Below are 12,414 nucleotides of genomic sequence, written 5' to 3'. Positions count from 1 at the left end.
ATTGAGCGTGCCAATTTTTCGGTTATGAACACTATTTAGTGCCAAAATATGGTTCAAAAACTAAAATTTCGCCAGTATTGAGCTCAGATTCACTTTAATTTTCATAAATTTGTCATTTATAAAACAGATACTTATAAAAAGCCTGAAGAAAGTTTATAAATTTATATTGGATAAACTTTCATCCATGCCATTATTAAGGGATAATATGCGCCCTTTTAAATCCTATGCTGGGACATCTGGTGAAAACGCAGGTGACTGCGTAGATCTTGCAGGATCAATGAGATTCAATTTCTCTGAGAAAAAATATGAGCATCGAAAAGTTAAGAAATATAGCGATTATCGCCCACGTTGACCACGGTAAAACAACTTTGGTTGATAAACTGCTTGAGCAATCAGGCACATTAGAAACGCGCGGCGGTAACGAAGAGCGCGTAATGGACTCAAACGACATTGAGAAAGAACGTGGTATTACCATTTTAGCTAAGAACACAGCTATCTCTTGGAACGACTACCATATCAATATCGTAGACACCCCAGGACACGCCGACTTCGGTGGTGAAGTAGAACGCGTACTTTCGATGGCTGACTCAGTATTACTACTTGTTGATGCTCAAGAAGGTCCAATGCCGCAAACGCGTTTCGTAACGCAAAAAGCATTCGCACAAGGTTTAACGCCGATTGTTGTTATCAACAAAATCGACAAACCTGGTGCACGTCCTGACTGGGTTATGGACCAAGTTTTCGATTTATTCGATAACCTAGGTGCAACTGACGAACAGTTAGACTTTAAAGTAATCTATGCATCAGCTATCAACGGCTGGGCAACAATGGATTTAGACGAGCCATCAGATAACATGGAACCAATGTTCCAGATGATCGTTGACGAAGTATCTCCACCGGATGCAGATCCTGAAGGTGCTTTCCAAATGCAAATTTCTCAGCTTGACTACAACTCATACATCGGTGTTATCGGTGTAGGTCGTATCAAGCGTGGTACTGTTCGTCCTAACCAACAGGTGACTGTTGTAAGCGCAGACGGTACTAAGCGTAACGGTAAAGTTGGCCAAGTAATGAGCTACTTAGGTCTTGAGCGTCATGAAGCAGAATCTGCAGGCGCAGGTGACATCATTGCAATCACTGGTCTTGGTGAGCTGAAAATCTCAGACACTATCTGTGATGTAAATACCGTTGAAGCATTACCACCACTAAGCGTTGATGAGCCTACAGTAACAATGACGTTCTCTGTAAACACATCACCATTTGCTGGTAAAGAAGGTAAATTCGTAACGTCACGTAACATTCTTGAGCGTTTACAAGCTGAGCTTGTTCACAACGTTGCATTACGTGTTGAAGAAACTGACAACCCAGATAGCTTCCGTGTTTCTGGTCGTGGTGAGTTACACTTAGGTATCTTAATCGAGAACATGCGTCGTGAAGGTTACGAGCTTGCGGTATCTCGTCCACAAGTAATCCTTCGTGAAGTTGATGGTCAAAAAGAAGAGCCATACGAAACACTTACAATCGACTGTCAAGAAGAGCACCAAGGTTCTATCATGGAACAAATTGGTCTTCGTAAGGGTGAACTAACAGACATGTCTCCAGATGGTAAAGGCCGTGTACGTATGGACTTTATGATCCCAAGCCGTGGCTTAATTGGTTTCCAAACTGAATTCATGACATTAACGTCTGGTTCTGGTCTTCTTTACCACACATTTGATCACTACGGTCCTCACAAAGGCGGTACTATCGGTGCCCGTAAGAATGGTGTAATGATTGCTAACGCAACTGGTAAAGCACTTACTAACGCATTATTCAACTTACAAGACCGTGGTAAGTTATTCATCGGTCACGGTGTTGAAGTTTACGAAGGTATGGTTATCGGTATCCACAGCCGTGACAACGACCTAACTGTAAACGCGCTTAAAGGTAAGCAACTTACAAACGTTCGTGCATCGGGTACAGATGAAGCACAAACGCTTGTTCCACCACTAAACTACACGCTTGAACAAGCGATTGAGTTCATCGATGATGACGAGTTAGTGGAAGTAACACCTGAGAACATCCGTATTCGTAAGCGTCACTTAACTGAAAGTGAGCGTAAGCGTGCGAGCCGTGCAGCTAAAGACTAATAACGTCTTTTAGTTTTGCAATATAGAAGCCGCCGTATTGAAAAATACGGCGGTTTTTTGTTGTAATGATTAGCCGTCAGCCGTCAGCCGTCAGCCGTCAGCCGTCAGCCGTCAGCCGTCAGCCGTCAGCCGTCAGCCGTCAGCCGTCAAAAATCGAGAAGTTAGATTTCAGAAGTCAGATATCAGTTGATCGAGAGGGGGGGGTTATTTTTTATGTAATTAAACAAACAATCTTGTTGTTGAGGAATGTATTTTACTTTGTTCTAACCACTAACCACTAACCACTAACCACTAACCACTATCCACTATCCACTATCCACTCGCAACTTTTTACTAACTCCCCCATCTGTACTATCTTTTCTAAATCCAACTTGCAGGAGAGTAAGATGTATTTAGTTAGACTGATTTATACAAGTGAAATTAGCGATGGGTTTGGGCCTAATGATATTGAGGATATTCTCGAAAAGGCGAAAAAGAAAAATGCTGAATGTAATGTAACAGGGCTACTTTGTTTTAATAGTACTCATTTTATGCAGTGTCTTGAAGGATCGCGAAAAGCAGTGAATGCAACGTATCATCGTATTTTGAATGATAAAAGGCATCGCAACATTATCATGCTGAACTATTGCGAAATTGCAGAGCGGGAATTCGAAAAATGGTCGATGGGGTACATACCATATTCAAAATTAACAACGCCATTAAATATTAAATACTCAGGTACTAGCGATTTTAATCCATTAGCAATGTCAGCAGGAAGTGCTCACAAATTGATGCTTGCTTTGCGAGACTCCATGCTGGATAAAGTTATTTAATATTAGCCCGTACCTTTAAAGCGAGATTTGCTCTCCTTCGTTCATTATATAAACTGGAACTTGGCTGTTCATCTGCTTTTGCATATTTAACAACCTAAGTAATGCCGAATGACTTGAATGGTCACCCATTTGCCAGCTTGAGTTGCCGTAACCCCATGGGATCATCACTTTACAGCTTAGCTCTTCTGCCGCGTTTAATGCATCTTCAGGTGTAGTATGAACATAACGATACCACTTACCATCTTCTTCATGGTAGTAGGAAGCAATTGGCATTAAGCACACATCAATCTCGCCGTATTTTTGCTTAATATCTTGAAAGTGTTTTGAGTAACCGGTATCACCAGCAAAAAACAAGGTCTTACCATTTTGCTCAAGTAACCAACCATTCCATAAGTCTTTATTGTGATCGTCGTAAATAAAGGGAACCATAATACGACTACTAAAGTGATGGGCCGGCACCGAATGAATCGTTAGGTCATTAATTCGTGTACTTGCATACCACGCCATCTCTGAAATATTAAAGCCACCAGTCGGAAAATTATCTGCAAAGCCTAGTGGCACTAAATAGCGGGGAGCATTACCAATTTCTTCGATATCTGCTTTATTAAAATGGTCATAGTGAATGTGTGAGTACATTACCGCGTTTAAACCTTCGAGCTCTGACTTAGTAGGCCAAAATCCGGGCTTACGATAACTGCCACCAGCAAGTTTAAAGGCCAAGTCTACGGGTGAGTCAAACTGATCTTTAACAGGGTCAAACAACAGTTGTTCACCATTTGGTGATTGAATATAAAAGCCTGCATGACCTAACCAACGGACTATAAACCCTGTATTTGTTGTTGGAACTATTTGTTCTGCTTGATATTGGCACTGAGAATTGCTGTCATCACATATAAGTAGCTCTGATGGTTCATAGCAATTGTCTGTACAGGTTGTTGGGTATTCTTTATCACCCGGATAAAGGTTGTGGTAGCGACCTTCGAAGTCACCTTCAGTTTTTAATGGGGTTATAGTGCCTTCACCGGCAATAACATTCACTGTATTTGAGTTGCTACATGCGCTTATAAGTGCTGCTGCAATAAGTGTTGAGAGTGTTTTTAAATACATACTATGCTTACTTTTTATTCTTTGCCGTGAGTTTAGCAAAATAAAAATTAAGATAAATCATTAAAAAGTAACTAAATATTGACTAATTTGTGATGCGTTTTTTTTTGCTATGATTTGAGTGATTTTTGAACAGCAATCAAGGAGGATAAATGAAAATTATTGCTTTTTTAATTGGTGTATTTTCACTGTCGTGTTTAGCCGCTACGGACTCGTTAACATGTAATGGCTGCTCCACTAATGGAATGGAAAACTTAGCTGCGTTTTCACAACAACGGTCGGGGTCTAGCTATGTGGTTATTTTTGATTTTGATAACAGACAAGTGAAAAAGTATTACAGGAGCTTGCGATTTAGTAGCTTTGGTGAGCCTATACGTAACGCTGTTAATGTTGAGTTGAGCTATGAAGAGCAATTTGATGCAAATTTAATTCTGGAGTTTAGGCAAGAAGCAATATTGCTATTGAAAAATAAAAGTGTTGCTATGTTTGTTTCTAATGATGCTGAAACAGATTATATGGGCACTGACTCGAGCCAATCGATCGCCGCATTTTCTAGAGCTGAGATAAGCAACCAAAAAAGTGCCTCTTCAGTTTTAAAATATGTAGGTGGATTTGATGTTAAAGGAGATCCGTATACCTTCTTAAGTCGGTCTAGTTTTAGAAATAATGCATTTGATTATTATTTAAACCAAGATGGTTCTTTGTTTTCTGAATTAATTGACTCTGCTCTAGATGCCGTAAGAATACCCACAGGAAAAGACATGGGGCTCTACGTGGCAATTAATTTTTATGAATCTGCCGATAAAAGTATTTATAACGGCTCTGTCAAAGCTGCAATAGACTTTACAAATGATGTGTTCATCATTTTGAGCGCAAAAGATGCAGATAATAACAGTATTCCATTAAAAGTTAGTGACTTAAATAATGAATTTGTTTTTAAAAATAAAAGCAATGGTGAAACAATATTTCTCAATTATATAAATTTACTGTTTGACAGTCATGGAGGGCACACTCCAAATTGCGTGGTAACATCACACCGCACGCAAGGTGATCAACACATCTTTACATATAGTTGTAAGTAAATTTTTATATGCTCTAATAAAATTAATGCGGCTAATTGCCGCATTAATTTTTAGCTAACTATCTCAACCTGCTTTATTCATTTGCTCAATGAACTTATTCGAGTCTTCAATTGATTTGTTCATATCGTCCATTAACACTTTAATATCGCGTTTAAGATTTGTGAACTCACCTTTGATAGCTGCAACAGCCTGTGCGTTTAGGTTATGTTTTAAGTACAAAACGTTGTCATGTAAAGATGATAACACGGGTTCCATTTTGCTTTCTGCACTGCGCATTGAGCGAAGCAGTTGATCAAATTGGCGCTTAGTTGCGTTGAGTTTTTTGCTGCTTTCACGTTTTAGTGAGGCGCTTTTGTATTGTTCTAGCTCGTCAGCCCATTCATCAAACAGTGCCTCAGCTACATCTTCTACTTTATTGATATTGTTTGTAACGTCGTTCGCTGCAGCTAAGCTCGACTCGTAATCATCATTCAGTTGATTGTAGGCATCTTGTAGCTCACCACCATCAAAGTTGATCAGCGTGGTTAATCTGTCTAGTGCTGATTGAAACTCTTCTTGTGACTCTTGCTGTGCTTCTTTTGTTTCTTCTACGCGGTCCACTAAAATGTCGCGTTTATGCACACCGACAGACTCCATGGCTGAGTAATAAGCTGACTGGCAGCCCGATAATGCCATTGTAACTGCAAATAGTGGTGCACTTAAAAGTGTCAGTTTTTTCATTGAGAATCCTTTTTAGGTACCTGTCATTTCAAATTATGTGGTGGATTGCTATGATTATCAAAACATTTTAGCAGAAATTAGATTCTATGGACGAGAAGCTCAGTCGGTATAAGCTGCAAATAAGCATTTTCTTAAAACAACAACCTGCTTGGTGGATGCAGTATCTCAATCGTTGTATTGACGATCAAATCACAGTCAATGCGGGTTATTTGGCTTATGTAACCTTATTATCAATCGTGCCTTTAGTGGCGGTTGGTGTGGCTATTTTTTCTGCTTTCCCAGGATTTGAAAGCACGTTAGTAACTATAGAAAACTTCTTGTTTACTAACCTTGTGCCGACCTCTACAGATGTAATTAAAGAGCATATCAGCGCTTTTGCCGGTAATGCGAATAAAATGACTGCCGTTGGTGTGGGTTTTTTAGCGGCGGTATCTTTGTTACTTATTCGCAATGTCGATGCTACATTAAATCGAATTTGGCGTATTAAGAAAAAGCGTCCAATGATGATTTCGTTTGCCGTTTATTGGATGGTGCTTAGTCTAGGCCCTGTATTATTAGGGGCTAGCATTGGTGTTACTTCATACATCGTGTCGTTAGTGTCGTTTGCCGATCAAGGTATCCCCGGCTTTAGCGGCTTTTTATTGAAATTATTACCTTACATAATTTCAATGATTGGCTTCATTATGCTCTATACTTTAGTTCCTAACACACGAGTTCCATTTAGAGCGGCAATTCCGGGCGCTTTGTTTGCAGCTATGTTGTTTGAGCTGACAAAAAAAGGCTTTGCTTTGTACATCAGCCACTTCCCATCATACGAAGTTATTTATGGGGCGTTGGCGACAATCCCTATTTTATTTGTATGGGTGTATTTGTCGTGGATTGTCGTATTACTCGGTGCAGAATTTACTGTATGTATCAGCCCTGAGAATATCGAGGACACGCCAGATATAGAGGTTTAAATTCACTGCACCTAAGGAGAGCGAGGTGCAGTTACATCCACAATATGTTGCCAACCGCGATTACCATTTGAGTGTTGGCGATGGTCATCAAATCCATGTGCAAGAATATGGTGCGTCTACAGGGATTACTGTGGTGTTATGCCATGGCGGTCCTGGTGCGGGTCTATGCCCTGAAAATTGCCGCTTTTTCGACTTAGAACGTTTTCGAGTGATCATGTTCAGTCAGCGCGGTTGCGGTCACTCAACACCCCATGATAGTTCAACCAATACCACCTCAGAATTAGTTGCCGATCTCGAGTATTTACGCCAACAACTGGGTATTGAAAAGTGGCTGGTGTGTGGTGAGTCATGGGGTGCGACTTTGGCACTTGTCTATGCTATTCATCACCAAAAGCATGTTGCAGGGCTTATTTTACGGGCTAGCTTTTTAGCTTGTAACAGTGACTTCGAGTGGCTTTACACAACAAAAGGAGCCGGCGCGCATTTTTACCCTGAGTGCTTTAATGAGTTTGCACATGATTACACTGATTGGCGTGCCTTACTCGACTTTTATCAGCAGCAACTAAACAGTGACGATCAAATTAAAGCCAGTAAATTTGCCAAGTTATGGTGTCATTGGGAGCAGGTGCTATGTCATGGCGAGCCTTTGACAAACTGGAGTTTACAGGAGCCCCATGTCGGGTTAAATCAAGCAAAGTTAATGGTGCATTACTTTCGTCATCGCTGTTTCATTGAAGAAGGCTTTATCGCAGAAAATGCACATTTACTGACTCATTTACCGATTTGGTTTATTCATGGCCGCGCCGATTTGATCTGTCGATATAGTGCCGTACAGCAGCTTGCTGAACAGTTAAATGCACAATTATTGATTTTAGATGGCATTGGGCACAGCAGCGATAATCAGGTATATTTGGCGGCAATGCGACGTGCCGCAGATTTAATGTATATCAAGTTATCGAGGGATCAATGCAAGGCTTAATTCAAAGAGTAAAACAAGCAAAAGTAGAAGTGGCAGGCGAAGTAGTTGGTGAAATTTCACAAGGTATTTTGCTGCTATTAGGTGTTGAAAAACAGGACACCGAGCAAAGCGCCCAGAAGCTTTTACACAAAGTCAGCAATTACCGCATTTTTACCGATGAACAAGGAAAGATGAACTTAAGTTTGAACGATATCAAAGGTGAGCTTTTAGTGGTTTCGCAGTTTACCTTAGCAGCCGACACCAAAAAGGGCATGCGCCCAAGCTTTTCAAGTGCTGGCACGCCAGAACAAGCCAATACGCTCTATGAGTATTTTATTGCAGAGGCTAAAAAAGCAGGCTTAACAGTGGCTACAGGGCAATTTGGTGCTGATATGCAAGTAAGCCTATGTAACGATGGTCCCGTTACTTTTAATTTATCTGTGTAATAGACAGCTACTTTTTGATCATCACGATATGATTCACGTAGTCGGGGATTTTTACAATGCTTGGGCGCTTGCCAAACTCGGTGATTAGCAGGTGCTCAAGTTGCTTTAGTTGCGATGGGTGATTGGACAAAAAATTAATGAACAACAAGCCATCTTTTGCCATCGCTGCTCTTAGTTTGGTGTAAAACAGGTGCTTGTATAAAAATAATGGTGCATCTACCTCACTGAATAAATCTAAGATGATCCAATTGTATTCGTTGTTTTGCTCTAATACTTGCTGCGCATCAAAACAGTGCAGGTTACTGGCATGGTCGCCACCAAAGTAACGTTTATAGCAGTGAATTATGTCGGGGTTTTTATCAACCGATGTCAGTTGGCTATCAGGGTAGGTGTGCTGTAAGTAGTTACGAATAGCACCACCACCTAGGCCTAATTCTAAAATCTTTTTCGGTTCCTCTAAGTCTTGCCAAAGCTTTGCAAGGTATTGTAAATGAGGGAAAAGTAATCTGGCAGGTCGGCGTTTTTCAATGACCGATTGCAGGGTTTCGTTGATCAGTAACCAGCGTAATTGGTTAAGTTGCCTAACTTGAATACTGTAATTGCCTTGTTTATGCCAATAAATGAGCTGCCCTAATCGGTGACAGTCCTCAATAAAACTATGTTTTACTGCGCCACTGGGTTCAAGAAAATGTTCCATATTTCGGGCCTTTAGCGTGTTATTATAATAATTAGACAATTATTTCAGCATAGACCAGTAAGCATAAAGTGCAATTGTGCATTAGTTTTTACAGCCATGAATAATAATTTAGGCTGGGTCACCAAAGTATTATTCCAACTTGATAGAAGATCGCGTATCGTAATTCGCATTGCAAAGGCCACGACAGAAAAACAACAGACCCGTGGCTGAATTATCACAGGAGTTTTTATGTTTAAAGTGACCACCCCGCAAAGCAGCGAAGATTGGCAAGCATACTATTCATTACGTTGGCAGGTTTTAAGAGCACCCTGGGGCGAGCCGCGCGGTTCTGAACAAGATGACTTAGAGCAAGACGCAGAGCACCGCTTTATCAAAAATAATGATGGCGAAGTATTAGGCGTAGCTCGCCTGCATTTTAATAATCATCAGCAAGCGCAAGTTCGTTATATGGCGGTTGCTGAAGGTAATCGTAACCAGCATATTGGTAGCCGTTTATTACATGAATTAGAAAAAATCGCATGGACTCAAGATGCAGATGAACTGGTATTGTTTGCTCGTGAGCGAGCCCTTGATTTCTATAAGCGTCATGGCTACGAATTAAAAGAAAAAGCACACCTTGCCTATGACGATGTACAGCATTGGAAAATGGTAAAACAAAAACCCTCTGAGCCGGGTTGGTTCCGTCATCCAAACTGGACACAAGTACTACAAAACACGTGGCGTGAGTCGATCCCTATCAGCGATGCAATGGGAATTAAAGTAGAAAGCTATACCGATTGGCAGTTTACTACGCGCGCTGATCTAGATGCGAACTTAAATCTTCATAACACTATGTTTGCCGGCTCGATTTATAGTTTAGCGACCTTAACAGGCTGGGGCGCAACTTACCTAGCGCTTAAAGAAGCTGGCCTTGAAGGGAATATCGTGTTAGCAGATGCCAACATTAAATACCTTAAACCACTGAATAACGATCCTCGCGGGAGTGTTGAGTTGGCTGGCTGTAAAGGCAAGTTGGCGGAGCTAGAGGACAATGGCAAAGCAAGCTACCATGTGCCAGTGAATGTATACGATGGTGATGTGCTAGTAGCAGAATTTGAAGGTCACTTCATCGTTAAAAAATAACGAATATTCAGAGCGAGCTAACTAAAGCTCGCTCTTTAAGTTAAAGCAAGTCAGTTAACAGAATACCCACACCAAAACGTTCAATATCGGCGTTGTAATCAATTAAGCTCTCACCATAACCATTAAAGTATTGTGCATAACCACGTAATCTGCCCCAAAGAGGGAAAGACCAGTCTAGTTGGATTGCGCCGCGGTTATCTGAATTTAAGTTATTACGGGTCATAAAGCTAAACTCATGCTCGCTGTAACGGTATGCACCCGAGAATTCAAAGTAACCCATGTATTTGTAGATATCAGGGTTGTCATCACCTTTAGCTTCTAGTTCATCGTCTTTTTTGTCTTCAGGAATGCGGTACCAAGGCTTAAAGCTAAATACAAAGCCATCTTTTTCCCATAAGAAGTCAGCATAGATACGGTTCCACGAACGTGAATTAGGCTGGCTGCGGCCATTAGATTGATGTGAAGCACCAATTGCAATCGCCATTTCATCGCCCCAAAGCACATGCTCAGGATCAAGGTAGTTCACCCAGAAGATCTCTGGTTCGTAGTTTGTTTCACGAAACGGCGATGAAATATCTTTATTGTAAAATTGCCAAAACGATTGCATGGTAAATGCAAAAAATACGCCCTGATCTTTATCAGAGAAGTCTTCGAAGATTGGCACTTTAATTGATAGTTGATATTTTACTTCCAGGTTATCAAGTGGCTCGCCATCAGTTTGCTCAGCAAGGTCTTTTAGGCCGTCAAAAGGGCGCTCATTCGGATTAGATACGTAAGAAAGCGGTAAAATATAGTTACGCTTATGTGGGGTGATCACATTACGGTTTTTCTTGCTCACTTCTTCACGCGCTTTACGTTTGTCTAAAGCGGTGAGCTTTTTGCTTTCATCTAAATCAGAGCACTTTTTACGAAGTTCTTCGAGTGTTTGCTTGCCGTCACCGCCAATAGCTTCGTTCAAAATACACTGCTTTACGAGTTCTAGAGCATCATCTTGTTCGTTAGTTTGTGGTTGTTCAGTTTGAGCAAATACAGGTACAGAAAATAAGCCAGCGGCTGCCAGCCAAATGCGCCATCCCATTGCAGTTCCCTTTCAGTAGACTTGTAAGTAGGTATAATTATAACGATTTTTACATAAGTAACCGTGAACTTGTACTGAATTGTTGAAATTTTAGGTAAATAGAGAGCCCCAAGCTAAGCTTGGAGCCCTGCTGTAACGGCCTAAGAGCATAAGCCGTTGACTCTCACGCAATGAGAAGGGATGAGCTTATAGCTCAAATACGTTGGTAAAAAACTTATAAAGTTCGGTACCTTGATTCACGCTTGCTGAAGCAAAATGCAAAATAGCAATGGCGTCTTTATCAAAACTTAATGTTTGTAGCGGCTGCTCAGAAAGGTAGCGCTCCATTCTTAAAATATGGGCGATAGGCTCACCAGCTTTAATATGGCCGCCCAGTGGGGCAAGGTATTCAACCATGCCACCCATAGGGGCATAGTAAGCTACATAATCTTCAAGCATGCAGGCATAGCGTGTCATCGCTTTTGGATGATACGCAGCATCAACTAATACCTCTTTTTGATTGAGGTAACTTAAAATGCTATTTGCATCTTCAAGTGCCGCACTTAAATCGATTTTTTCTTGGCTACCTAGCTCAACGGTGAATGCTTCTACTTGAACAGCAAATTCACGGCCTTGTTTGCCAAGCTCTTCAGACAGTGACCACCATGGACAGAAACTCGCTTCATCCATCGCGCCATCAAAATCACTTGGGATCAATAACACATGTTCGATGTTGAAGTAGCTCGCGCTGTCTTTGGCGTATTCAGGGCAATATAAGTGCTGACTTGAGATAGGCCCAGTGTGAAGGTCTAAAACAATATCTGCCTGATGGGCAAGCTTTTGCAAGTTAAGGGCAATACGCTTACCCGTTGTTAGGCTGTAATCAGGGCCCGTTAATTGACTATCGATGTCAGCAACGAGTGCCTGTTTAAACGCCGCTTTAAGGGTCGCATCATCACAGTCTTTATGCTGTTCAGCAACCTGTGACGGTAATGCTTTATTAAAGCGGTACATGCGGTTCCAGTTGGTGCCCGTAATTGGATCGAAGCGACCTAAAGTAAACTCACCTGATTTTTGATTGCAACCAATAGGGTTGGCATAAGGCACTAGGGTAATATCGCCACGCAGCTTGAGTGATTTTAGCTGCTCAAGCAATTGATAAATTACTGCATTACCTTGTACTTCAGCGCCGTGCATATTGGCTTGTATATACACGTTTGGGCCTGTGCCATCCCCTTTTAAGCGATACACTGGGATTGTCAGAGGTAGGCCGTTGGCAATCTCGCCAACCACAATATTCTCTTGGCTGATTAATTCTTTACTCATGG

At 41.3% G+C, this 12,414-nt stretch carries 12 protein-coding genes; 7 read left to right on the top strand and 5 right to left on the bottom strand.

Going from position 1 to position 12,414, the window contains the following annotated elements; all coding sequences use genetic code 11:
- The first annotated feature begins 305 nt into the window (after positions 1-305).
- Both typA and NO991_RS14280 read left to right on the top strand, forming a co-directional pair.
- Positions 306-2,129, top strand: coding sequence for a translational GTPase TypA (gene typA, locus NO991_RS14285; RefSeq protein ID WP_054552393.1), 1,824 nt, complete (start codon positions 306-308; stop codon positions 2,127-2,129).
- Positions 2,130-2,515: 386 nt separating this feature from the next.
- A complete protein-coding gene (locus NO991_RS14280) occupies positions 2,516-2,941 on the top strand; it encodes a BLUF domain-containing protein (RefSeq protein ID WP_054552394.1) in 426 nt (141 codons plus the stop codon).
- Positions 2,942-2,956: 15 nt separating this feature from the next.
- Here NO991_RS14280 and NO991_RS14275 read toward each other — a convergent pair whose 3' ends face one another.
- A complete protein-coding gene (locus NO991_RS14275) occupies positions 2,957-4,048 on the bottom strand; it encodes an MBL fold metallo-hydrolase (protein ID WP_300360604.1) in 1,092 nt (363 codons plus the stop codon).
- 149 nt (positions 4,049-4,197) lie between these two features.
- Here NO991_RS14275 and NO991_RS14270 point away from each other — a divergent pair, with 149 nt between their 5' ends.
- On the top strand, positions 4,198-5,127 hold the full coding sequence (locus tag NO991_RS14270; protein WP_300360602.1) for a hypothetical protein: 930 nt from the start codon (positions 4,198-4,200) through the stop codon (positions 5,125-5,127).
- A 63-nt stretch (positions 5,128-5,190) separates the two neighbouring features.
- Here NO991_RS14270 and NO991_RS14265 read toward each other — a convergent pair whose 3' ends face one another.
- Positions 5,191-5,847 carry a DUF2959 domain-containing protein gene (locus NO991_RS14265; protein WP_300360600.1) on the bottom strand — a complete coding sequence of 219 codons (657 nt, stop codon included), beginning with the start codon at positions 5,845-5,847 and terminating at the stop codon, positions 5,191-5,193.
- 86 nt (positions 5,848-5,933) lie between these two features.
- Between NO991_RS14265 and NO991_RS14260 the strand changes: the two genes are divergently transcribed.
- The 3 genes from NO991_RS14260 to dtd are packed head-to-tail and all read left to right on the top strand — an operon-like array spanning position 5,934 to position 8,210.
- Complete coding sequence (locus tag NO991_RS14260) at positions 5,934-6,806, top strand: virulence factor BrkB family protein (RefSeq protein WP_054552397.1); 873 nt, start codon at positions 5,934-5,936, stop codon at positions 6,804-6,806.
- 25 nt (positions 6,807-6,831) lie between these two features.
- Positions 6,832-7,785 carry an alpha/beta fold hydrolase gene (locus NO991_RS14255; protein WP_138618026.1) on the top strand — a complete coding sequence of 318 codons (954 nt, stop codon included), beginning with the start codon at positions 6,832-6,834 and terminating at the stop codon, positions 7,783-7,785.
- Entirely contained in the window at positions 7,773-8,210 is a 438-nt protein-coding gene (dtd, locus tag NO991_RS14250; RefSeq protein ID WP_130167197.1) for a D-aminoacyl-tRNA deacylase, read from the top strand. The genes NO991_RS14255 and dtd overlap by 13 nt, the downstream gene beginning before the upstream one ends.
- 7 nt (positions 8,211-8,217) lie before the next feature.
- On the opposite strand, the gene NO991_RS14245 is transcribed toward dtd, so the two are convergent.
- Positions 8,218-8,907: a spermidine synthase gene (locus NO991_RS14245; protein WP_138618022.1), complete on the bottom strand. Its 690-nt coding sequence runs from the start codon at positions 8,905-8,907 to the stop codon at positions 8,218-8,220.
- A 228-nt stretch (positions 8,908-9,135) separates the two neighbouring features.
- On the opposite strand from NO991_RS14245, the gene NO991_RS14240 reads away from it, so the two are divergent.
- On the top strand, positions 9,136-10,029 hold the full coding sequence (locus NO991_RS14240; protein WP_054552401.1) for a bifunctional GNAT family N-acetyltransferase/hotdog fold thioesterase: 894 nt from the start codon (positions 9,136-9,138) through the stop codon (positions 10,027-10,029).
- Between the two features lie 40 nt (positions 10,030-10,069).
- Here the strand turns inward: NO991_RS14240 and NO991_RS14235 are convergent, their stop codons facing one another.
- Both NO991_RS14235 and NO991_RS14230 read right to left on the bottom strand, forming a co-directional pair.
- Entirely contained in the window at positions 10,070-11,107 is a 1,038-nt protein-coding gene (locus NO991_RS14235; RefSeq protein ID WP_371352139.1) for a phospholipase A, read from the bottom strand.
- A gap of 186 nt (positions 11,108-11,293) precedes the next feature.
- On the bottom strand, positions 11,294-12,412 hold the full coding sequence (locus NO991_RS14230) for a succinylglutamate desuccinylase/aspartoacylase family protein (protein WP_054552403.1): 1,119 nt from the start codon (positions 12,410-12,412) through the stop codon (positions 11,294-11,296).
- Positions 12,413-12,414: the final 2 nt, after the last annotated feature.

It is taken from the genome of Pseudoalteromonas sp. DY56-GL22 (assembly GCF_041414715.1).
In the GTDB taxonomy this organism is placed as follows: Bacteria; Pseudomonadota; Gammaproteobacteria; order Enterobacterales; family Alteromonadaceae; genus Pseudoalteromonas; species Pseudoalteromonas simplex.
This window is presented reverse-complemented; position numbering and strand designations above follow the sequence as displayed.

What these genes read in the sequence shown, in the direction of transcription:
- NO991_RS14245 (WP_138618022.1), bottom strand. Translation starts at nt 8,907, where the DNA reads ATGGAACATTTTCTTGAACCCAGTGGCGCAGTAAAACATAGTTTTATT.
- NO991_RS14230 (WP_054552403.1), bottom strand. Translation starts at nt 12,412, where the DNA reads ATGAGTAAAGAATTAATCAGCCAAGAGAATATTGTGGTTGGCGAGATT.
- dtd (WP_130167197.1), top strand. Translation starts at nt 7,773, where the DNA reads ATGCAAGGCTTAATTCAAAGAGTAAAACAAGCAAAAGTAGAAGTGGCA.
- NO991_RS14280 (WP_054552394.1), top strand. Translation starts at nt 2,516, where the DNA reads ATGTATTTAGTTAGACTGATTTATACAAGTGAAATTAGCGATGGGTTT.
- NO991_RS14260 (WP_054552397.1), top strand. Translation starts at nt 5,934, where the DNA reads ATGGACGAGAAGCTCAGTCGGTATAAGCTGCAAATAAGCATTTTCTTA.
- NO991_RS14240 (WP_054552401.1), top strand. Translation starts at nt 9,136, where the DNA reads ATGTTTAAAGTGACCACCCCGCAAAGCAGCGAAGATTGGCAAGCATAC.
- NO991_RS14265 (WP_300360600.1), bottom strand. Translation starts at nt 5,847, where the DNA reads ATGAAAAAACTGACACTTTTAAGTGCACCACTATTTGCAGTTACAATG.
- NO991_RS14275 (WP_300360604.1), bottom strand. Translation starts at nt 4,048, where the DNA reads ATGTATTTAAAAACACTCTCAACACTTATTGCAGCAGCACTTATAAGC.
- typA (WP_054552393.1), top strand. Translation starts at nt 306, where the DNA reads ATGAGCATCGAAAAGTTAAGAAATATAGCGATTATCGCCCACGTTGAC.
- NO991_RS14270 (WP_300360602.1), top strand. Translation starts at nt 4,198, where the DNA reads ATGAAAATTATTGCTTTTTTAATTGGTGTATTTTCACTGTCGTGTTTA.
- NO991_RS14235 (WP_371352139.1), bottom strand. Translation starts at nt 11,107, where the DNA reads ATGGGATGGCGCATTTGGCTGGCAGCCGCTGGCTTATTTTCTGTACCT.